Origin of the sequence: Rummeliibacillus sp. SL167 (assembly GCF_007896505.1) — a bacterium.
GTDB lineage: Bacteria > Bacillota > Bacilli > Bacillales_A > Planococcaceae > Rummeliibacillus > Rummeliibacillus suwonensis.
Window position 1 is genome coordinate 1602763 of record NZ_VCBM01000001.1, and the last position, 22486, is coordinate 1625248.

General features: G+C 35.8%; 25 protein-coding genes. 5 read left to right on the forward strand and 20 right to left on the reverse strand.

Annotated elements, in window-relative coordinates:
- Nucleotides 1–12 precede the first annotated feature (12 nt).
- The 5 genes from resA to FEZ13_RS07210 all read right to left on the reverse strand — a co-directional run bounded on the left by resA (nt 13) and on the right by FEZ13_RS07210 (nt 4100).
- Nucleotides 13–543, reverse strand: coding sequence for a thiol-disulfide oxidoreductase ResA (resA, locus tag FEZ13_RS07190; protein ID WP_146552030.1), 531 nt, complete (start codon nt 541–543; stop codon nt 13–15).
- Nucleotides 544–718: 175 nt separating this feature from the next.
- Nucleotides 719–1450 carry a pseudouridine synthase gene (locus FEZ13_RS07195; protein WP_146552031.1) on the reverse strand — a complete coding sequence of 244 codons (732 nt, stop codon included), beginning with the start codon at nt 1448–1450 and terminating at the stop codon, nt 719–721.
- 275 nt (nt 1451–1725) lie between these two features.
- Nucleotides 1726–2730 carry a D-alanyl-D-alanine carboxypeptidase family protein gene (locus FEZ13_RS07200; RefSeq protein WP_146552032.1) on the reverse strand — a complete coding sequence of 335 codons (1005 nt, stop codon included), beginning with the start codon at nt 2728–2730 and terminating at the stop codon, nt 1726–1728.
- A gap of 19 nt (nt 2731–2749) precedes the next feature.
- Nucleotides 2750–3349 (reverse strand): SMC-Scp complex subunit ScpB, encoded by a 600-nt coding sequence (gene scpB / locus FEZ13_RS07205; RefSeq protein ID WP_146552033.1) that lies wholly within the window; start codon nt 3347–3349, stop codon nt 2750–2752.
- The gene (locus FEZ13_RS07210; RefSeq protein ID WP_146552034.1) at nt 3315–4100 is read right to left on the reverse strand and encodes a segregation/condensation protein A; all 786 of its coding nucleotides are present in this window, start codon (nt 4098–4100) and stop codon (nt 3315–3317) included. Before FEZ13_RS07210 ends, scpB begins: the two co-directional genes overlap by 35 nt.
- A 56-nt stretch (nt 4101–4156) precedes the next feature.
- On the opposite strand from FEZ13_RS07210, the gene FEZ13_RS07215 reads away from it, so the two are divergent.
- Complete coding sequence (locus tag FEZ13_RS07215) at nt 4157–4657, forward strand: DUF309 domain-containing protein (protein WP_146552035.1); 501 nt, start codon at nt 4157–4159, stop codon at nt 4655–4657.
- On the opposite strand, the gene FEZ13_RS07220 is transcribed toward FEZ13_RS07215, so the two are convergent.
- The 12 genes from FEZ13_RS07220 to FEZ13_RS07275 all read right to left on the reverse strand — a co-directional run bounded on the left by FEZ13_RS07220 (nt 4654) and on the right by FEZ13_RS07275 (nt 16294).
- A complete protein-coding gene (locus tag FEZ13_RS07220) occupies nt 4654–5025 on the reverse strand; it encodes a GNAT family N-acetyltransferase (RefSeq protein WP_146549241.1) in 372 nt (123 codons plus the stop codon). The genes FEZ13_RS07215 and FEZ13_RS07220 overlap by 4 nt on opposite strands.
- A gap of 171 nt (nt 5026–5196) precedes the next feature.
- Nucleotides 5197–6534 carry a diaminopimelate decarboxylase gene (gene lysA / locus FEZ13_RS07225; RefSeq protein WP_146552036.1) on the reverse strand — a complete coding sequence of 446 codons (1338 nt, stop codon included), beginning with the start codon at nt 6532–6534 and terminating at the stop codon, nt 5197–5199.
- Nucleotides 6535–6629: 95 nt separating this feature from the next.
- Complete coding sequence (locus FEZ13_RS07230; protein ID WP_255473070.1) at nt 6630–8204, reverse strand: spore germination protein; 1575 nt, start codon at nt 8202–8204, stop codon at nt 6630–6632.
- Nucleotides 8197–8988 carry a SigF/SigG family RNA polymerase sporulation sigma factor gene (locus tag FEZ13_RS07235; RefSeq protein ID WP_146549243.1) on the reverse strand — a complete coding sequence of 264 codons (792 nt, stop codon included), beginning with the start codon at nt 8986–8988 and terminating at the stop codon, nt 8197–8199. The genes FEZ13_RS07230 and FEZ13_RS07235 overlap by 8 nt, the downstream gene beginning before the upstream one ends.
- A gap of 5 nt (nt 8989–8993) precedes the next feature.
- Nucleotides 8994–9440, reverse strand: coding sequence for an anti-sigma F factor (gene spoIIAB / locus FEZ13_RS07240; protein WP_146549244.1), 447 nt, complete (start codon nt 9438–9440; stop codon nt 8994–8996).
- Nucleotides 9433–9786, reverse strand: a complete 354-nt coding sequence (locus FEZ13_RS07245) for an STAS domain-containing protein (RefSeq protein ID WP_119416430.1) — start codon at nt 9784–9786, stop codon at nt 9433–9435. The genes spoIIAB and FEZ13_RS07245 overlap by 8 nt, the downstream gene beginning before the upstream one ends.
- Nucleotides 9787–10207: 421 nt before the next feature.
- A complete protein-coding gene (locus FEZ13_RS07250) occupies nt 10208–11512 on the reverse strand; it encodes a pyrimidine-nucleoside phosphorylase (protein WP_146552037.1) in 1305 nt (434 codons plus the stop codon).
- Between the two features lie 13 nt (nt 11513–11525).
- A complete protein-coding gene (gene deoB / locus FEZ13_RS07255) occupies nt 11526–12728 on the reverse strand; it encodes a phosphopentomutase (RefSeq protein WP_146552038.1) in 1203 nt (400 codons plus the stop codon).
- A gap of 79 nt (nt 12729–12807) precedes the next feature.
- Entirely contained in the window at nt 12808–13713 is a 906-nt protein-coding gene (xerD, locus tag FEZ13_RS07260; RefSeq protein WP_370467638.1) for a site-specific tyrosine recombinase XerD, read from the reverse strand.
- Between the two features lie 648 nt (nt 13714–14361).
- Nucleotides 14362–14844, reverse strand: coding sequence for a ferric iron uptake transcriptional regulator (gene fur / locus FEZ13_RS07265; RefSeq protein WP_146552040.1), 483 nt, complete (start codon nt 14842–14844; stop codon nt 14362–14364).
- Nucleotides 14845–15184: 340 nt separating this feature from the next.
- A complete protein-coding gene (locus FEZ13_RS07270) occupies nt 15185–15694 on the reverse strand; it encodes a hypothetical protein (protein WP_146549249.1) in 510 nt (169 codons plus the stop codon).
- A 54-nt stretch (nt 15695–15748) separates the two neighbouring features.
- On the reverse strand, nt 15749–16294 hold the full coding sequence (locus FEZ13_RS07275) for an NUDIX domain-containing protein (RefSeq protein WP_146552041.1): 546 nt from the start codon (nt 16292–16294) through the stop codon (nt 15749–15751).
- 70 nt (nt 16295–16364) lie between these two features.
- Here FEZ13_RS07275 and FEZ13_RS07280 point away from each other — a divergent pair, with 70 nt between their 5' ends.
- Nucleotides 16365–17267 carry an aldo/keto reductase gene (locus tag FEZ13_RS07280; protein ID WP_146552042.1) on the forward strand — a complete coding sequence of 301 codons (903 nt, stop codon included), beginning with the start codon at nt 16365–16367 and terminating at the stop codon, nt 17265–17267.
- A gap of 256 nt (nt 17268–17523) precedes the next feature.
- Here the strand turns inward: FEZ13_RS07280 and FEZ13_RS07285 are convergent, their stop codons facing one another.
- Nucleotides 17524–17784 carry a YqkE family protein gene (locus tag FEZ13_RS07285; protein WP_146552043.1) on the reverse strand — a complete coding sequence of 87 codons (261 nt, stop codon included), beginning with the start codon at nt 17782–17784 and terminating at the stop codon, nt 17524–17526.
- A gap of 190 nt (nt 17785–17974) precedes the next feature.
- Here FEZ13_RS07285 and FEZ13_RS07290 point away from each other — a divergent pair, with 190 nt between their 5' ends.
- The 3 genes from FEZ13_RS07290 to FEZ13_RS07300 all read left to right on the forward strand — a co-directional run bounded on the left by FEZ13_RS07290 (nt 17975) and on the right by FEZ13_RS07300 (nt 21111).
- A complete protein-coding gene (locus FEZ13_RS07290) occupies nt 17975–18931 on the forward strand; it encodes an alpha/beta hydrolase (protein WP_146549253.1) in 957 nt (318 codons plus the stop codon).
- A gap of 245 nt (nt 18932–19176) precedes the next feature.
- Nucleotides 19177–20166, forward strand: a complete 990-nt coding sequence (locus tag FEZ13_RS07295; RefSeq protein ID WP_146552044.1) for a permease — start codon at nt 19177–19179, stop codon at nt 20164–20166.
- A gap of 9 nt (nt 20167–20175) precedes the next feature.
- Nucleotides 20176–21111 (forward strand): TIGR03943 family putative permease subunit, encoded by a 936-nt coding sequence (locus FEZ13_RS07300; RefSeq protein WP_146552045.1) that lies wholly within the window; start codon nt 20176–20178, stop codon nt 21109–21111.
- Between the two features lie 432 nt (nt 21112–21543).
- Here the strand turns inward: FEZ13_RS07300 and FEZ13_RS07305 are convergent, their stop codons facing one another.
- Together FEZ13_RS07305 and sirA are read right to left on the reverse strand one after the other, a co-directional pair.
- Entirely contained in the window at nt 21544–21765 is a 222-nt protein-coding gene (locus FEZ13_RS07305; RefSeq protein WP_146549259.1) for a YneF family protein, read from the reverse strand.
- A 95-nt stretch (nt 21766–21860) separates the two neighbouring features.
- The gene (gene sirA, locus FEZ13_RS07310; protein WP_146549260.1) at nt 21861–22298 is read right to left on the reverse strand and encodes a sporulation inhibitor of replication protein SirA; all 438 of its coding nucleotides are present in this window, start codon (nt 22296–22298) and stop codon (nt 21861–21863) included.
- Between the last annotated feature and the right edge of the window lie 188 nt (nt 22299–22486).

Below are 22486 nucleotides of genomic sequence, written 5' to 3' on the forward strand. Positions count from 1 at the left end.
AAGAACTCCTTGTTATGGTTTAATACTTGTTAGGTATTTTTGAATATCTGTTTCCGTCATTTCTCCAGTAATAAATTTTACGATTTTGCCATTTTTATCGATTAATACTGTTGTTGGTAATGGATCTACATTATATGCTCTCATTACACTTTTTGTTTTATCAATCGCAATTGGAAACTCTACGCCTAATTTATCCGCATAGCTAGAAACTTCTAAATTAGATTGAGCGATATTAATACCTAGAATTTGAACCCCTTGTCCTTTAAATTGTTTATACTGGTTGTTAATAGCCGGCATTTCTCTTTTACATGGCTTACACCAAGTTCCCCAAAAATTCAATAGAACCCCTTGTCCTTTATAATCAGACAATTTATGTGTTTTGCCATTTAAATCGACCAATGAGAAGTTTGGTGCATCATCACCTACTTTTAGCAGTTGAATGTCATCTTTGTGTGCAGTATTATACACTGTGTATGCAATAGCAGCCACAAGCACGACTAAAATGATGATGCGTGTATATAGTCTTTTTTGTTTTTTTTCCATTGCCGTAGTAAGCCTCCTTAAAAACGACAGAAACAATCCACTCTATTATAACAAAATATGACTTCAATAATTAAATATATATAAGTGGTTTGTGAACCTTTTGTAACATATAGCAAACATCGTTCGAGATTGGCGTCCGTATATCTTGCATCACGAACTCACTAAAATATAGCCATTAGCCAATTTTCCCTGTTTCAGATAGAACACGAAGTTGCTTCACTTCATGTGCAGTTAATGTACGAGATTCTCCTGCATTCAAACCTTGTAATCCTAAAAAGGCAAATTGTTCACGTTTTAGTTTTAATACTGGATAGCCAATGGCTTCAAACATACGACGAACTTGTCTATTACGCCCTTCATGAATCGTAATGGCTATAATGGATTTCCCTTGTTCCCGATTAGATGAAAGAACCTTCACTTTAGCTGGGGCTGTTTTACCATCTTCTAACATTATACCCCTTTCTAATTTTTTCAAATCTTCTTTTCTTGGAGAACCTTTTATCTTTGCGACATACGTTTTATCTATATTATAGCGTGGATGCGTCAATAAATTCGAAAAATCTCCATCATTTGTTAATAATAATACACCCGAAGTATCATAATCTAATCGACCTACTGGGAAAATTCGTTGTTCAACATGCGGTAATAAGTCCACAACTGTTTTACGACCATGATCATCTGAAACGGCTGAAATAACCCCCCGCGGTTTATATAATAGATAATAAACTTTCGCTTCTTTTTCGATCTTAACACCTTCTACTTCGATCGTATCTGAAGAAGAAACTTTTGTTCCAAGTTCTCGAACCACTTGACCATTTACTTTTACTTTGCCTTCTGTGATTAACTCTTCTGCTTTTCTTCTCGATGCAATTCCCGCATGAGCAATCACTTTCTGTAGTCTTTCCATTTGGTCACCTCATTAAACTTATGCTAATAGCCTTCAAAAATTATTGCATATTTTTTCTAATAATAAAAGTATAAGAAACTGTCTTTACTTTTGAATGTCAAAATAAAACGTGCTGATTATCCAATTTTCCTCATAAAAAGGGGTTCGTTAATTTCCGCCCCATTGCCCATTAAACGCCCATTGCATCTTTATGTTCTTCTCCGATGCGACTGTATACAAAAATAGCATGCCAGGATGATGCCTAACATACTATTTTTGCTTTTGCGCTATTTTCTTTACTTCCATACCATTTGAACGGGTTCTTCTATGAGTGGCTGACCATCAAGATAGAACGTCCAAATACCAGTGTTGCCCTTTTCAATTCTCGGCATTCTGAGAATCGACTTTACTTTATTTCTTTCTTCTTTAGAAATAAGTGCATATACTGGATGTTTCAGCTCTACTTGTAAATCGTCTCTCACTTGATATAAACCTTTTTTGGCCAATAATCTTTTATCATATTTTTCAAAGACGGCTTCCGCAAATCCTGCATGAACTTGCCAATCATTGGATTCATTCAAGGTGACGACAATCACCCGTTTCCCATCCTTTTCGAAATAGGTTGCAAGTGTACGTCCAGCTACTTTTGTATAGCCTGTTTTTCCAGCAATTGCGTATTTATTGTAATGGAGAAGTTTATGTTTGTTTTTCCAAACAGTCGGATTTTTTAGATCATTTTTGTAATACTTAGTAGTGGCTATTTTTCGAAAATCCTTATCCTGCATCGCGATTCTTAGCATTTGAGCAGTATCATATGCAGAAGATAAATGCTTGTCATTATGAAGGCCAGATGGGTTTTCAAATTGAGTATCGGATAAACCATAAAGCACCGCATAATCATTCATTAATTTTACAAATCCATCGACTGATCCACCGACTTCTTCCGCAATTGCGGTAGCTGCATCATTTCCTGAACGTAACAGTAATCCATTCAATAATGTTTTTAATGTGGTTGTTTCACCTTCAACCAGATATATGGATGAACCTTCACTTAATGTAGCTTTTTTGGAGATAGTCGTTTTAGTATTTAAACTAGATTCTTCAATCGCTACAAATGCGGTCCACATTTTGGTAAGGCTTGCAATTGGTAATCTTTCATGTTCGTTCATACCGATCAATAATCTTCCTGTATCAGCATCAATTACTGCATAAGAACTTGTAGCAGTTGCAGCTTCTGCTGTTCTTCCAAATGACATAAGAACGATCATACAACTTAATACAACAACAATCCATTGACGCAAAATGTCACTCCTTTAGCAATCAGTCTGTTTGTGGTTCTTGAAATACTTCTTGGAATTTTGACATAAACAAATCTGGTTGTTCATCTATTTCATTTGCATTTTCTTCCGGAAGTTCCGGTAACTCATGAATATCCTTCATCCCAAAATAATTCAAGAATTCTTTTGTTGTACCATATAAAATGGCACGGCCAGTACCTTCAGCTCTCCCAACTTCATGTACTAAACCTCTTGCACTTAAAGTATGTAACGCTCTTTCACTTTTTACACCTCTTAAATCATCAATTTCTACACGTGTAATTGGTTGTTTATAAGCGATAATGGCTAATACTTCTAATGCTGCTTGTGATAACGACTGACTTGGGGGATTTTCTACTAACCTTTGAATGACATCGGCATGCTCAGGTTTTGAAATAAGTTGGAATGTTCCTGCCAATTCTTTTATGACAATGCCTCGCTCGTCTTGTTCTTCGTAACGTTGCCTCATTTGTTGTATCGCTTCTGCAATGACTTCTTCTTTCGTTTCAGTCAGCATTGAGAGTTGTTGTATCGTTAATCCATCTTCTCCTATAACAAAAAGAAGACTCTCAATTTTGCTCATCAATGGATTCAAGTTGCTCATCTGTTATTTCTTCCTTCCGTAAAATCACCGTTAAGTTTGCAAAATTATTTTCTTGTTCAACAGCTACCACCTGCCGCTTCATCAATTCTAATAATGATAAAAACGTTACAACAAGTGTTCCTTTGTCTTCGTATGGAAATAGATCAAAAAAATCCGCACGACCATTCGCTATTTTTAAAACATCAACAACAGCGCGCATTTGATCTTTTATGGATATATCTTGTTTTGTTACCGTTGTCGTAAGTGGTGCTTTTAAACGTTTGCGATTTAACATTTTTTGAAATGCTGCTACCATATCATAGACATTTACAGAAGTATCGAACAAAACTAGTTGTTCATCAGGCATATAAGCGGATAAATCTGCTGGAGGTCTTGTAAAATATTTTGTACGGGTTGTTTCCATTTTTTTTAAATTGATAGCTGCTTCTTTAAATTTTCGATATTCTATTAATCTTGCTACAAGTTCTTCTCGAGGGTCAGGTTCATCTATTTCAAACTCTTCTTCGTCCAGCTCACCCTCGTGAATAGGAAGCAGCATTTTACTTTTAATGGCCAGTAAAGTAGCTGCCATTACTAAGTATTCACTTGCTTCATTTAGCTCCAAAACTTGCATCGTTTGAATATGTTCCATATACTGTGCAGTAAGCTCAGCCATCGGGATATCGTATATATCGATTTCCAAGCGATGAATTAAATGTAATAATAAATCGAGAGGTCCTTCAAAAGCCTCTAGTTTCACTTCATATGACATAGTTTACCACCTGACAATTTATCTTCAAAATTTAGTATAGAGGAAAGGTGAACAAAATGCATCCGATGCATCACCCTTTATTCATCCAATTTCTTACTTATTTCAATGGCAATCAAGATTATTTTGAATGTCATGAAGTTTTAGAGGAATATTGGAAAGAAGTCGCTCCAAAGGATAAAGCACATCCACTTACAGGATGGATTCAATTAGCAACAGGTCTTTATCACTGGAGAAGAAAAAATTTTAAGGGAGCCGAAACCATCTTAAAAAAAGCTGAACGAACATTAAGTGCCTCTATTTATGATCCGTTTTTAGAAGAAATAAATACAGTCGATTTGTTGCAGCAGATTCATCTAACCCAAGAAAAAGTGACCGATCATGAACCGTATATTTGTTGGTATATTCATATTACTTCACCGGATTTAAAGATAAAAGTAGAGCACTCTATCACTTTATTGCCACCAAGTGACAACTATTTTCTTCAAAATAAACATATGCTAAGAGATCGTTCTAATATTCTTTCAGCTCGGGATGAAAAAAGAAGAAGCAGACATTAATACTCGTTGTCTGCTCCTTCTAACATCGTTAGACATTTTTGGATGAATGGTTCTGTTAAAGAGTCTGATGTGATGGAACCACATAAATCCATTTTTGAAAGCTGTCGAATCATTTCTATTCCAAGTCCTTCTCCACGATGAGAAGGATCTACTGATATATGTCTAACAATCCATTGACTATCTTTTGTCTCAACACCAACAAGACCGATATAATCTTCTGCTTGTTTCCATAAAAACAGCTGCCAGTTTGGATCAGAATTATATTTACAAATAGTCTCCTGTAGCTTTTTTACATCTTTATGTTCTGGCATAAAAGACAAGAGCCCCATTGCAATTTTTTCGTATGCTTTCTTATAACGACATAACATATACTAGATCCCTCTTTTTTGCCTTTAAGTATCTTTGAATATCCTACACGAAAAGCAAAAAACGCGCAAATATTTTGCCACTATTTAACAGTTTACTGTGGTGCTATAAAAAGCCAATAAATAGCTCCCCATATAAATGTTATAACGAGTAAGGATATAAAAAGAATCATATTATTTTTTTTCATGTTCTAGTTGCCCCTCTCCAATCAATAGCGGAAGGTCTAACTTTACAAGATCTTCATAGCTTTCACGTTTCACTACTAACTGATGTTCCCCATTTTCAACAAACACAACAGCTGGTCTAGGTATTCTATTATAATTGCTTGCCATTGAATAGCCATAAGCCCCAGTACAAAATACGGCAAGAATATCGTTTGGTTCGGCTTCTGGTAAATGGATCTTTTCAATTAGTTTATCACCAGACTCACATAGTTTACCAGCGATCGTATAAGTTTCTGTTGCAGATTGTGTCATTTTGTTGGCAATTACCGCATCATACTTTGCCTCATAAAGAGCAGGTCGAATATTATCTGACATCCCTCCATCGACAGCTAAGTATTTACGTACATTGGGAACTTCTTTTTGAGAGCCAATTGTATAAAGTGTCATACCAGCATCCCCTACTAATGATCTTCCGGGTTCGATCCAAATTTCAGGCATTGGAATATTCAAATTTTGTGCTTCTTGTTTAACAGTTTTTATCATATCATCCACATAAACACTAGGCTCTAAAGGTGTATCTTCGTCTGTATAACGAATCCCAAAACCACCACCTAGATTCAAAACACTCGTATGGAATTGGTAGTTTTCTTGCCATTCTCCCATTTTATCTGCCAATTTTTTCGCTGCCAGTCGGAATGCTGCCGTATCAAAAATTTGTGAACCAATATGGCAATGCATACCTTGCAATTCTAGATAAGGATGATGGAGTAACTGTTGAAAAGCTTTATCAGCTTGACCATTATTTAGATCGAAGCCAAACTTTGAATCAGATTGACCTGTTGTAATAAAATCATGCGTATGTGCTTCTACTCCCGGTGTTACACGAATTAAAACATGCATTTTTTGCTTTCTTTGCGTAGATAATTGTTTTAACACATCAATTTCATAAAAATTATCGATCACAATACATCCGATATTCGATTCAAATGCAAATTCTAATTCATGCAAGCTCTTGTTATTTCCATGAAAATGTATCTTTTCACTTGGAAATCCTGCTTGTAGAGCCGTATACAACTCACCACCAGAAACAACATCTACAGATAATCCTTCTTGTGCCGCCACCTGATAAATAGCCACAGTTGAAAATGCTTTACTAGCATAAGCAACCTGGGCTTTTACAGAAGCATTTTTAAAGGTATCGATAAAACCTCGCGCCCTTTTTCGAAATAACGCAATATCATAAACGAAAAGTGGTGTTCCATAGTTTTTTGCTAACTCTACCGTATCAACTCCACCGATAGATAAATGATTATTTTTTGTAATAGCTTGCGTCCCGTATAAATGCATCTAATCTCTCCTATCGTGTTTCTCCAACATTTAAGAATACACGGAATTTTCTATATCATGAACTTTAACACGATAGAAGAGTATATGCAATGACCTCAGCTACGTCTCCTGTCCTTAGCTCCTACGATAAACGGTCTTGGTGAATCATGTGTCATCGGATAGCGAATCAATACATGCGCAAAGGCTACAGGATAAAAAGGAATCAGCGGCCATAAATAAGGTACTCTCATTGGTCTTAACGATGCCATATACCAAATGATCGCGAAAATGCCGATAAAGAAGCCATTTACCCCAAAGGCGGCTGTCAATAACAATAATATTATTCTAAAGATCTTAATGGATACGCTCAATTCATACGATGGAATTGCAAATGTGAAGATAGCTGAAACGGCGGTATACAACACAACTTCTGCAGAGAACAATCCTACGTCAATAGCAATTTGTCCAATAATAATCCCTGCAATCAGTCCCATTGCGGTGGATAGTGGGGTTGGTGTATGAATAGCTGCTAACCTCAAGAATTCTATACCAATATCTGCAACCAAGATTTGAAGAAGGAGAGGAACTGAGGTTTTTTTATTAATACCGATAAAATCCATAAAAGAAGGAACATATTCAGGATGCTTAATCATCAAAAACCATAGGGGCAATAAAAAGAAACTCAGAAATACCCCTAAAAAACGTAATGCATGAACAATCGTTCCAATAGCAGGTGCCTGTCTATATTCTTCTGCATGCTGCAAATGATGAAAAAATGTAATGGGCACTATTATAATAGAGGGAGATGTATCAACCATAATGGCGATATGACCTTCTAAAATATGCGCTGCCACTATATCAGGTCTTTCGCTGTAACGCACAAACGGCAATGGATGAAACCCCTGTTTAATCAACCATTCTTCCAATGACTTATCGGCCATTGTCAACCCATCATGTTTTATCTCCTTTAGACGTTCCCTTATAAAATTCAAATGCTCCTCGTTGACAACATTTTTCAAATAAATAATCGCTACATCCATTTGACTTCGAACGGTTTCTTGATGCAGTTCAAAGCGTAAAGATACATCACGTATTCTTCTACGGATTAAGCCTGTATTTTGAATAATATTCTCCGTGAACCCATCTCTAGAGCCACGAATAACTTTTTCATTATCAGGTTCTTCAGGGTTTCTCCCTGGATAACTCCTCAAATCTGCTGTAAAAGCAATGCCAGATGGTGTAATAAAAGCCACCTGACCGCTCATGACAGCCGTTAATAATTTATCTTTTGAAGTTTGTAACTCCCATGCGAAAAAAGGAAACGATTCAAAAAAATAATCAGCTTCCGCCTGTATCGTTTCTTTTTTTTCATAGGCTTGCATATTCTCTTTATCCTCTAATTCATCTTGAAAGTCAGCTTTATCCTTAGATTTAGGCTGTGCTGATCCTGTTGGAAATTTATTTCTTTCATATACTGCTGTCGGTTGCATTGCCGTCAATAATCGAGTGTAATTTTGACTGTCGATTAAACCATTAATATTAATCGTAAATACATCCATATTATGAACATGGATATACTTCATATTGATATCGAAGCTTTCACTTTTCCCAAATTGGGAAATCATGAAAGCTTCTGCTGCTTCGTTATTATGAAAAATTGCTTGTATTTCACTATTGGTACCACTACTCATGATCTGCCACCTTTACCAATTGTTCATATTGCTGATCTGTTAACCAAATCTTCAACTGTGCTAGAATCCGCTTTTCCAAACGTGAAACTTGAACTTGTGATATTCCCAATCGTTCTGCAATATCACTTTGAGTACAGTCAAGATAGTAGCGTAAGTAAATGACAGACTGTTCGCGTTTTCCTAACCTTTCCAGCATGTCCTTTAAAGGAATATGTTCAAATGGCTTTTCTGATCTTTCGTCTTTCATCTGATCCATTAAACTAATTGGATCACCATCACTTTCAAAAATTTGCTCATGGAGTGATGCCGGATCACGTAAGGCATCACTTGCCATAGTGATATCATCAATGGATACATCTAATATTGTTGCCAACTCTTGAAGGGTCGGTGGTCTTTCATGATCTTTTAGAAAATCATCTGAAGCATGACGAATCTTATAATTCAATTCACGAATAGAGCGACTGACTTTTACCATACCATCATCACGTAGAAATCTTTGAATCTCTCCAATAATCATCGGTACGGCATATGTCGAAAATTTTACAGGATAAGAGAGATCGAATTTATCGACAGATTTCATCAGTCCAATACAGCCAATTTGAAAAAGATCTTCTAAATCGGCACCCCTTGAAGTAAAACGTTGAACAATTGACCATACAAGTCTAGTATTACCTTCTACCATCTCTTTTCTTGCTGTTTCATCCCCTGCCTGCGCTAATTTAATAAGCTCTCTCATTCTTTCCTGTGTCAGAAGTTCTTTTGACGCTTGCGGGTTTGATGCCATTGTCCTCACCTTACATATAGCGGCTCTTCTACTGGTTGAAAGTTTTTCTTAAAGGTGACAGCCGTTCCTTTCCCAGGTTCTGATTGTACAGTCAATTGATCCGTAAAGCTCTCCATAATTGTAAAGCCCATTCCTGACCGTTCTAACATTGGCTTTGTCGTATATAAAGGTTCCATCGCTTTTGTCACATCTTCTATTCCTACACCTTGATCTAAAATAGTGATCGTAATTTCTCTTCCTTGACGTGATGCCTGAATCGTAACAATACCATTCGGGTTTTCATCATAGCCATGTATAATGGCATTCGTAACTGCCTCAGATACAACCGTTTTAATTTCTGATAATTCTTCGATTGTTGGATCTAATACAGAAAGAAAACTGGTAATGGCGATTCTAGCAAGCGCCTCATTATCACTAATAGCTAAAAAAGATAGCGTCATTTCGTTATCCATGTAGAATCCCTCCTAAACTTTGGATAGCTTCCTGTTCTGTATCATGCCAAATATATTTTCCTAATCCTGAAAACTGAAAAATTTTCTCCATTGTTGAAGAAGGTTTGATGATTAAAGTACGACCATTGTGTACTTGAAGATCTCTCATTCTCCCCAAGATTAGTCCTACACCTGCACTATCCATAAACTGTAGCCCCTCTAAGTTCCAAATAATATCTTGTACATAACCACTGTAAATAGCCTGCGAAATATCTTCTCGGATATGACGAGCTGCATGGTGATCCAGCTCTCCTCCTAATCTAATAATCGCAATTTTTTCTGATGTAATTTCAATATGGTGCTGCATTTACATACCTCCTTTTCAAAGACTATTCTACGGAAGAATAGGAGAATCCTACGTCCTGACAATTTAACAATCAAAACGCTAAAGATAGAAAAAATACGACATACCATCCATTAGTATGGATTTAAATATCCTTTTTTAATCAGGTGAAACATTTAAAATAAAAAATATTTGAATGTTTTTATCACACGTGTTGATAAGGGAAATATTCCAGCATTTTAGAGCTTTGAAAGGAAAAGTCTGCTTGGATAATAAAAAAACGATAATCTTTTATCTGTCATTTTGACAAAAGATTATCGTTTTAAATTTAAAAATTATTTTTATTTAACAAAGTAACAGTCCATGACTTCAAACTCTATTATAAAATAATTTTATAGAACCACCTTTGATCACTATCTATTTTCTTTTAGACTAGAATACTAGATTATTCAGTAATCATTGCTTCAATCAATTTTGGTGCTGTGACTTCTACTGAAGAAAGTTCGATATTTGCATAAATTTTTTCAATTACTTCTTGAACATTTTCACGATTAGAGTAGATTGTAACAAGAGATTCACCCATTTTTACTGAATCCCCTACTTTTTTATGTAATACTAATCCAACTGCTAGATCAATCTCAGATTCTTTTGTTGCACGTCCTGCCCCTAATAGCATTGCAGCTGTACCGATTTCATCTGCAACAATATGACTGATAAATCCAGATTCTTTTGCAGGTACTTCGAATAGATATTTGGCTTGAGGAAGTAATGCCGGATGATCCACGACTGCAGGATTGCCACCTTGAGCTTGGATGAATTTTTTAAATGCATCCAGTGCTGCGCCATTTTTAATGACTTCTTCCAATTGTTTTCGTGCCTCTTCTATGGTTGCTGTTTTACCTCCAAAGACAACCATTTGGGAGCCTAAAGTTAAACAAAGTTCCGTTAGATCTTTGGGTCCTCTGCCATTCAAAGTATCAATGGCTTCCTTCACTTCTAATGCATTGCCAATCGCATAACCGAGTGGTTGATTCATATTAGAGATGATCGCCATTGTTTTACGCCCTATGTTTTTACCGATTTGAACCATTGCATATGCCAATTTTTTTGAGTCTTCAACCGTTTTCATGAATGCCCCATCTCCCGTTTTAACATCTAAAACGATGGCATCTGCACCGGCTGCAATTTTTTTACTCATGATAGAACTGGCGATCAATGGGATACTTGGTACAGTACCTGTTACATCTCGTAAAGCATAGAGTTTTTTATCTGCTGGAGTTAAGTTGCTACTTTGGCCTATTACCGCTAATTTGATATCATTGACCTGTTGGGTGAATTGTTCTGTCGTTAGTTCTACATGGAATCCTTCAATCGATTCTAATTTATCGATGGTCCCACCAGTATGTCCTAAGCCTCGACCGCTCATTTTCGCAACAGGAACCCCCACCGCAGCTACTAAAGGTCCTAATACAAGTGTGGTTGTATCCCCTACTCCACCTGTCGAATGCTTATCTACCTTGATTCCTTCAATACGGGACAAATCGATTTGATCTCCTGATTCAACCATAGCCATTGTTAAATCAGCTCGTTCTCGATCTGTCATATCTTGAAAGTAAATAGCCATTGCCAAACTGCTTGCTTGATAATCAGGAATACTCCCTTTTGTATAACCATCAATGAAGAAACGAATCTCTTCTGTAGTTAGTTCATAGCCATCACGTTTCTTTTCAATAATATCCACCATTCTCATGATATCACCCTACTTATTCTAAAAATTGTAAAAAACTTTTTCCGTATTCAGGTAGTTTCACATGGAAATTATCAGCAACTGTTGCACCTAATGATGCAAAGGTATCTATTTTAGGAAGCGCTTTTCCTTCCTTGAAACGTGGTGAATACACGATCAGTGGAACAAATTCACGTGTATGATCTGTTCCATGGAATGTTGGATCGTTTCCATGATCTGCAGTGATTAGAAGTAAATCATCTTCTGTCATCAACGATAATGCTTCAGGAAGTCGACGATCAAATTCTTCAAGAGCTTCACCATAACCGATCGGATTTCGACGATGCCCATATTTTGCATCAAAATCGACAAGATTCAGAAATGCCAAACCATGAAAGTCTTTCTTCATCACATGGACTAATTGATCCATCCCATCAGAATTATCTTTCGTACGGATAGCTTTTGTTACCCCTTCACCATTATAAATATCAGAGATCTTTCCTAACGCAATCACCTCTAATTCTGCATCTTTCAACTCATTCATCACCGTGCGACCAAATGGTTTTAATGCATAATCATGACGGTTTGAAGTACGTGTAAAGTTTCCAGGTGTACCAACGAATGGACGAGCAATGACACGACCAACTAGATAGTCGGGTTTCAATGTCATTTCTCGAGCAATCTGGCAAATTTCATATAATTCTTCAAGCGGTACAACATCTTCATGCGCTGCAATTTGAAGAACAGGATCCGCAGATGTATAAACAATAATCGCACCTGTTGCCATATGTTCTTTCCCAAATTCCTCAATAACTTGTGTACCTGACGCTGGTTTGTTACATAATACTTTGCGTCCAGTACGTTCTTCCAATTCATCGATTAATGATTGTGGGAATCCGTTTGGATAAACTTTAAATGGTTTCTTTATGTTGAGCCCCATCATTTCCCAATGACCTGTCATTGTATCTTTTCCCACAGAAGCTTCTTGCATATAGCCATAGTAGGCTTCTGGTTTTTCTACTGATTTCATGCCTTCAAGATTTTCAAGACCTAGCAAACCACGAATATTGGTATAACCAAGGCGTTCCATATTCGGCATGGTTAGACCTTTCATTTCATGTGCAATATGTCCAAGTGTATCAGCACCCACATCGTTAAACTTTGCGGCATCAGGTGCTTCACCTATTCCAACTGAGTCCATGACGATTAAGTGAATACGTTTAAAAGATTTTGTAGTCATCCATTTATCCTCCTCGTTCCTACATCCATTTTACCAAATTGTTTCAAAAAATAAAGGTCAGACATCTGATGATTTCAAATCATGCTCTAGGATGGAATTGCTTATACACCTCTGACAGTCGAGTTTTACTAATATGTGTATAAATTTGTGTTGTTGCAATATCTGCATGTCCTAGCATTTCTTGAACAGCTCTTAAATCTGCGCCATTTTCGATTAAATGTGTGGCAAAGGAATGTCTTAAAATATGCGGTGTTAATTCCTTTTCGATACCCGCTTTTTGTGCATATCCCTTCATCAATTTCCAGCATCCTTGTCTAGTCAGCCTTTTTCCTCTTTGGTTGATGAATAATGCCTCTGTTCGTAATTTGGGATTTTCTAATTGAAAACGGGCTGTATTTAAGTAATTTGTACAGGCTTCAATAGCGGAGCTTCCTAATGGAATAATTCGCTCCTTGCCACCTTTCCCAAATACACGTACAAAGCCCATTGTCAAATGGATATCTTCTAAGTTCAATGAGATACATTCACTTACTCGCATACCTGTTGCATATAACAATTCCAGCATGGCACGATCCCGAACACCTTGTGGTTTACTTATATTTGGCGTCGCTATTAAGCGATCTATTTCTTCAATGGATAAAACTTTTGGCAATTTTTGTTCAATTTTAGGCATATCAATATGCACGGTTGGATCATTATTGCATCTTTTTTCTCTAAGCAAAAATTGATGGAAAGAGCGAATGGATGAGATATGTCTTGAAATCGTTCTTGCTGATATTCCTTTATTTTTTAACGTTTGTAAATGCTGTAGTATATGAAAACGTTCAACTTGGTCAAAAGTTTCAAGTTGTTGGGTTTCAAAAATATTTTGTGTATAGTCTTTGATATCTCGTTCATAAGATTGCAGTGTATTTTCGGAAAGTTGACGCTCGACTCGTAGAAAATGTATATACTCTTCAATCGCATCTGCTATATCTGGTTTCACAGCTTCTATTCCTCCAATTTGGCAAAATCTATCTGGCTTTCAAGCTAGCCTATCAAGTTTCAATGCATCTCATTTGAAAGCTAAAAAACGCTTTTGGTTGAAAGATACATTGGGATTTTTCAGTATGTACAAAGTTTTAGTGCTAAAATCAATTTCATCAATCTATTTTTATCAGATGTATTCATTAGTGGGGCTTATCTATAAAATCAAGCATAGCGATGATCCAATTCCCCCATAAAATATAGTGTATTCGCTGATTTCCGCTACGGCTTGCTCGCTCATATGGACGCGGACTTGTATTTGCTCTTTTCAAGGAGTTATTCGCTCTCTCATAGATTTTATTCGCTCTTTCCGAGGAGTTATTCGCTCTCTCGGAGACTTTATTTGCTCTTTCCGTAGACATGGCTTGTCTTCACCTGACGCCGCTCGAAGGACTTGAGCAAGTCACAGCGAAGACCTCATAAATGAAGCTAAAATACCTGCTTTTAGAATGATGCCTAACTTATCACCTATTTTCCCCTAATCATGACGTCTGCTATGAAATATAAGGAATTAGCTGATTTTAATATGGATTTTGCATGATGAAATGGATTCACTAAAATAAAAAAGGACAGCACCTCCGCCATCCTTTACTCGTTTGCTATAAACTTATTCTCTGTTGTTTTCTTCTTTGTTTTTTTCCTCTGCTGCATGCTTTTCATTACAGCGCCAGCAAATACCATGGAATGTTAATCGGTGATCTTTAATTTGGAAATTCCAGCGTTTTTCAACGACAGCTTCTACATCTTCAAGTAAGTCCTCTTGAATTTCATCGACGGCGCCACATTCGATACATACGAGGTGATGATGAAAGTGAGCTGCTCCCTCTTGTCGTAAATCATAGCGAGAAACTCCGTCACCAAAATTAATCTTGTCGACAATTTTTAGTTCTGTAAGTAGCTCTAATGTACGATATACAGTTGCTAGACCGATTTCTGGTGCTTTTTCCTTCACTAAAAGGTAAACATCTTCAGCACTTAAATGATCTTCCTCATTTTCTAAAAGCACTCTAACCGTCGCTTCTCGTTGCGGCGTCAGTTTATAGCTAGCACCATGTAGTTGTTTTTTTATACGATCAATTCGGCTCTCCATATGACGCCCCCCTAAACTTCTACCATTATACCAAAGAATTATTTCTTATTACAAGATTAAGCAACTAAAATGTTATAGCAATTATTTAATGATAATTATTATCATTAAATAATTCATTTTCAGTTGAAAATAATTTTTCCCAGTATGTTGATTATCCAATTTTGTACATTGAAATATAGAGTGTATTCTCTGATTTCCGCTACGGCTTGCTCGCTTTCTTGCAGGCAAACCAGAGCTGGTTGGTTCTACTAACACAATGAGAGATAAAGTGAAAATCCCCTTGTGAGGCTTCACTTTAAGCATAGCATTGAAAAAGCATTCCTTCTATGATGAAATTCATCTAAAACATGAAATGAATGATAATCAACTCTATCCCAAATATCATAAGAGTCATTATATTAATGACGATTACTCTCTTCCAATGTATACCCTTTTTCCGATTATTATAAAATGGTTTTGGAACAAGGACAATAGAAAATAATAATAATAAACAAGTGTACAAAAATTGTATAGGGAACCACCACAATGCGTAACTCCAAAAGGCATGTTGTGTAGCAATTAAAAAGGCAGAGCAAAATCCAAAAAAAGCACTTTTGCAAACAACAACTAGTCGCGTTGCATGTCTAAACCATTGATGTGTTGCAAGAAGCACTAAAAATAGATATGGCATGAATGCTGGCCAAAGTGATTGCCATAGTTTAGGCTTCCCTTCTAATAGTAACCGTGGATCCATAATAGATATTAGCCATTCACTTTGAGAGGGAGTAGATAATTTGAACGCAATAATACCACCGATAAATCCAATTGAGATAATAAGGAAAAAATAAATGATTTGTAATGAACGATTCACTAGGTCACCTACTTTCTAATAGTACAACCTATGCACATCGTTCTTAAAAATACCTTATTTTACTAGATTATTTTTTGCCCACATGATAGCTAAAATGGTTTTAGCATCGAAAATCCGTTGTTCTGCTACCAATTGTTCTGCCTCTTCAATTGAAACTTCTAAAAGTTCGACAAATTCATCCTCATCTAAACTTGCAGGTTGTGCTATTTTAAATAAATTTCGTGCAACAAACAGATGGATTACTTCATCCGCAAATCCGGGAGAAGTGGCAAATGACTGAATGACATCGAGATCCATAGCCCCATAACCTGTTTCCTCTTCCAACTCTCTGATAGCAGTAAATTCTGGCTTTTCCCCTGGTTCTAATTTTCCAGCAGGTATTTCAATAATACTACGTTCTAGTGGCTTGCGGAATTGCTCTACCATTACGATTTTTCCATCACTGGTGATAGGGATAATGGCTACAGCTCCTGGATGCTTCACCAATTCTCTCGTTGTTTTTTTTCCATCCGGTAGGATCACTTCATCTACTTGCACTTTAATAACTTTTCCTTCAAAGATTGTTTTTGTAGAAATCGTTTTTTCTTCAAACTTTTCCATATTTAAATTCCTCTCTGTTGTTCTTTTTCCATAAATCATTGTACCATTAACTAAAAAGGAGGAATATATTTTGAAAAAAAGGCAAGTAGGTGCAAGTAATTTACATATTTCTGAAATTGGTTTAGGGTGTATGTCTTTACCTACAAATTTGCAGGACGCTTCTTATATTGTTGATGCAGCATTGGATTTTGGCATTAACTATTTCGATACAGCCGATCTGTATAATCATGGATTAAATGAAAACATTGTTGGTCAATTGTTAAAAGAAAAAAGGCAACAAATTGTTTTAGCCACTAAGGTAGGGAATGTGTGGAACAAAAACGAAGATTCTTGGCATTGGGATGCCTCAAAATCACATATCAAAGAAGGCATTAAAGACAGTTTACATCGCCTACAAACAGATTACGTAGATGTTTATCAATTACATGGCGGTACAATAGAAGATCCATGGGATGAGATTATCGAAGCATTTGAAGAACTTAAACAGGAAGGCTACATTCGAGAATATGGTATTTCTTCTATCCGACCAAATGTTTTAAAACGTTTTTTACCAACAAGCAATGCGATCTCAGTTATGATGCAATACAATCTTCTTGATCGTAGACCAGAAGAATGGTTCGATTTTATCGTAGAACAAGGTGCATCTGTGGTTACTCGAGGTTCAGTTGCCAAAGGTCTATTAACAGCTGAATGGCAAAAACGGCTCGCCAATTCGAACGGTTATCTATCTTATTCGCAAGAAGAACTACAAGACACGCTTCAACATATAATTGCTATAAACTCTTCCATCCACGCTGCTGCGCTAAAAATGATTTTAAGTCATTCGGCAATTGCCTCAGCAGTAGTTGGTGCAAGTTCCAAAAAACAATTGACTGCAACTATTGATGCTTATGAAGCTATCGATACGGTCAACAATATCGATGAAATAATTGCATCCACTAAAAAAGATCATTACACGTCTCATCGTGATTGAACAAATTTTCACCTTTGTTATCTTTTGCTGTCTAAAAGATACAAAGGTGAAAAAGTAATTTAAACGACAATCATCTCATTGGACAGAAGAGCTATTCACTTGTTCTTCATGTCGATCGTCACCTATACATCAAAAATGAAGCAGGATGGGATGTTTTCCAGCCATCGTACACATCGTACATCCCTCTGGAAGCACATTGGCAGATCAGAAGCCACCACCGAGTTACAGTGATGAGCCAGAAATAGTTATATCCTAGCTAGTATTTTGAACCTTGATCGCCATATTCTTCAAGTAATTCTGCAAAAGATTTATTTTTTTCACTTTGTTTTCTTTCAAATATAAGTTGAGCTTCCTTTTCTTCTTGCTGTTTCTTTTCTTTCACTACTAATTCTTTTTTAGTCATCTTTAATTTAGCTAATACATTTTCATCTAGTTGATCTTGAAGCGTTATTGCTTCTTCTTTTACTATTATGTTAGATGATGTTTGATTTTTAGATTGTGCTTTTTTCTTTGCCATTGATAAGATCACCTCTTCTATTCGATTAATATTTGTATGTATTCTAATCATTATTCATATCATTTTAATACTGAATAGTCTTCTTATCAACATGATAGAATCACTTATGTTATATTGACCAAATGGTTATGCCGTTCAATTCAAATGTACAAAATAAGTTATATTAATAAAGAAAAAGGTGATGTTGCTTATGAAAAAAAGAATCATATGGATCTTTGGTTTAATAACTGGGATTGTTGGAGGAATCGCCTCACTTATTGGATATCTCATCACGAGTCGCATCATATATATTAAGAAAAAAGACGATCATTTTATTTTAGAACGTGAAAAAAAAGCATTACGATATGATGAAAATTGGTATACAAACGTCCGTAAAGAAAACATAAGTGTTCATTCTCCTAATGGGTATATCATTAAAGGAATTTACTTTATGCCTTTGGATACGGTTAATACGATGATTGTCTGTCATGGTGTAACCGAAAATAAAGTAAACTCGATCAAATATGTCCGTTTATTTGAACGTCTAGGATTTAACACCATCGTCTACGATCATAGAAGACATGGTGAAACTGGTGGTAAAACGACCAGTTATGGCTATTATGAAAAATTTGATTTACAAGCGGTCCTCCATTATTTAAAAAAGCGCCTAGCTAAAGAAGCAATAGTTGGTGTCCATGGAGAATCTATGGGTGCTGCCACGACCTTATTATATGCAGGGACTTTAGAAGATGAAGCTGATTTTTATATAGCAGATTGTCCTTATTCTGATTTTTCCGAGGAACTTTATTACTTACTTACTAAACAAACTCCTTTTAAAACAGCTTTTGCGATAAAACTCGCCAATTTGTTTTTACGATTGCGAGATGGTTATTGGCTAAAAAATATCGCACCTCGAACAGCTGTCACCAATATTCAAAAACCGGTTCTTTTTATCCATAGTCTACCTGATGACTTTATCTTACCAGGAATGACAATTGAGTTATATCAATTAAAAAAAGGTCCTAAAATGTTGAAACTATTTGAACAAGGAGAACATGCACAATCTTTTAACAAAAATCCACAAGAATACGAAGAAACCGTTCGAACATTTCTACATGAATATGTACTCAATAAAGATCAAAATACAGGTGATCCAAAAAATCGTTGAATAGGCGACTTTTGAGATCACCTTTTTATTTTACTTGTATCGAGCTTTTACTGACAGTTAGTCTATGTTTTTCCTCTAAAACATTGATATGAGAAGTACTTACACCTGTTTATGAGAAAGCAAAAAAGTGAAGTTATAAGATTTGAGTCGACTTATATAAACTGTAATAACCCCATGATTATTTGCATAATTTATGTTAAAACGGAATCATTACATTTTAAAAGCACTAATTATAGGAGGAAAACATGGGGAATTATGTTCCAAAATATCTAATGAATATTTCGTTTATTTTCATCTTATTTTTGATCCCACTATTTTTAACAAACTATACGAATACTTTTATGATCCCTTCATCGCTTATGAACTTGAATACCATATTTTTGAGTATTTTAATCGAGGCTTTACCCTTTGTCTTAATAGGGGTTCTTATTGCAGGTTTTATTCAAATTTTTATAACAGAAGAACATATTCAAAAGTGGATTCCTAAAAATAAGTTTATGGCTGTTCTCATGAGCTGTGCTGTTGGAGCACTTTTTCCTGCTTGTGAATGTGGGATAGTCCCCATCGTGAGGAGACTGATTTCAAAAGGAGTCCCCCTGCATGCTGCAATTGGCTTTATGTTAACGGGTCCTCTTATTAATCCGATCGTTATTGTCTCGACCTATATGGCATTTGGAAATGATATGAAAATTGCTGGACTACGGATGGTCTTAGGTTTTCTGATAGCCATCATTATATCCTTGCTGGTAAGCCTACTTTTTCAAGGTTCACAATTCAAATCTGGTATTCATCATGAAAAATCGTTAGAAAATGCAAAAAAGCAACCATTCATCAAACAATTTTTTGATATGTTAAAACATTCTATAGACGAATTTTTTGATATGGGAAAATATTTGATCATCGGTGCATTTCTAGCCGCTTTTGTACAAACTTATGTATCTACTAAAACATTATTTGAAATAGGAAATGATGTATCCTCTTCGATATTAGTGATGATGCTCTTGGCTTATATTCTTTCACTATGTTCTGAGGCTGATGCCTTTATCGGGGCTTCATTCAGTGCTATTTTCCCGGATTTTTCTATACTCGCATTCTTAATCTTTGGACCTATGATCGATTTGAAAAATACAATTATGCTGCTTGGGGTATTTCGTTTTAAATTTGTGATGTGGCTATTGTTTTTAGTTGTTTCTGTTATCTATATAAGCATATTGATACTTTCAAAATATATTTAGGGGGAAAATATGAACTTTCACTTTCAACAAGCAATAAGAGCTGTCATTTTATTCGCTTTTTCTGCCATGATTTTCAACCTACATCAGACTGGTGAAATAACAAAATTGATCAACCCCAAATATGAAAATCTAAGTAAGACCGTTGCCATTTTATTTTTCATTTTATTTGTTGTTCAACTTACTAGAATTTTCTCTTTTTCAACGAAAGATCATCATCATTGTCATCATACTGGACATCATTGTTGCCATCATGACCACGAAAACTCACCATTCAATACAAAAAAATTATTTTCATACCTTATTCTTATAATCCCATTAGCAACTGGTTTTTTTATACCTGCCAAAACACTCGACGCATCTATAGCTGAGAAAAAAGGGGGGATGATGATTCTTTCAAAACAAACGCAAGCTGCAGAAACAGAGGATTTTACAGAAGCAGCCATTCCGAATCAATCCGCCGGAGACAATTTATACGGAGACCACGCTCCAGATCCAAATTTAATGGAGGAAAGACAAGAAATACCCGAAGAAGAATATGATCATCTAAAAAAGGAACTTTCCCAAAAACAAACCATTCATATGACAAATCATATTTATACAATTTACTATGACGATATTAATCGTAATGCATCCAAGTACAAAGGGAAAAAAATACAACTAACAGGTTTTGTATTGAAAGAAAAGGGTTTTAAACAGAACCAGTTAGTCCTATCTAGATTTCTGATTACTCACTGTATAGCTGATGCAAGTATAATAGGATTTCTTTCGGAACTTCCTGAGGCACAAAATATAGACGAAGACACTTGGATTGAAGCAACTGGAACAATCGATATAAGTACTTATAATGGAGAGCAATTGCCAATTATTAAAATTGCAGATTGGAAGAAAATAGAAGAGCCTGAAAAACCGTACATCTATCCGATCGATATTCGCGTAGGCCTCTAAAAAATGCAAAAGAAAAGTAATGGTTTTCTCTGAAGTCATCCTAACTGCACTAGAATGTTTTAGAGAATTAATGCAATTAGACGTGTTAATCAGGAGAAAAATGGGATAAATATACAAACATAAAAATGAAAACCCCTTATTGTTAACTCCTATCTATATGAATCTTCGCCGCAGCTTACTCGACTCCTCGATTAGGCTTGCGCATTTTCTTCGTGCGGTGTGGATTCAGGAGTCCATTCAATGTCCCACGAGGAAAAGCGAACAGTTGAGACCCTGTAGCTTCGCTAAGGAGGCTTCACCGTTCGCCCGCAGGAAAGCGAGCAAGCCGTAGCGGAAATCAACGAAATATCTATATTTCAGTGGGCAATTAACACGCCTGTAATCAAATAAAAAAATGCTGCCTCCAAATCTTGGTCTTGAGGCAGCATTTTTTTATTTATTGCTTAATTTATTCATTTGATTCATCATTTGTTTAATTTGTTTTTCCGATGGTTTACGTCCCATTTGACTCATCATTACACGTAACATTTGTTCGTTAATTGGTGGATTTTCTTTTAAATATTTCACCATATATTGACGAGCGATAAAAAATCCGCCAACTAAACCTACGATTAATGCTACTACTATTAAAGTAATCGCTAATCCAGTATTCACTTATGTTCCTCCTCTAAAATTCGCATGCGAGAAAAATATCTCCAAAGAGGATTATACAATAAAAACTATTTCGATACTACCATTTATCTGATTTATCACTTTGCAAGTACTGAAAATTTGGGCGGTTTTAGCCACCCACACTCCATTTCATTTTTGTTAAAACCGATAAAACCAGAACTAATCTTTGATAGTGCCGCAAAAAGATCCAATTCTAACATTCGCGATCCTACACACGTCACGACCATATAATATGGCTGTATTTCAATATGTAAATCGCCCTTAAATTCGTTTGTCAAAAAAATCTCATGATTTTTCTTATGAATGGCAGAAAAATTTTTGTTTAAATATTGTTCTATGAAATCTTCAATCTCCTCTACTGGCAGCAGCTCACATAAATACGTTAATTCTTGTGACGGATATAAGGCATTTTTTTCAGACTTCAAATCATTAATCAATTCAAATAATAACCTTTCTCTCCCATAAACAAACGACTGATGCTTTTTCTTGACATGAAAGATTGAGTAAACACGCATCTTTTGCCACTCCCTTCTTTCAAGTAATTATACCATCAATCTATTGAATATTTTGTCAATTTGAACTGTAAATAATCCACTTTCTTTGTCAAAAAACAAAAAGTAGAGGCAAATCACCTCTACTCTTTTGAAAATTTTTATTTAGTTGAATCAATTTCATAATGCAAAATTCAGATAAAAATGTGAAC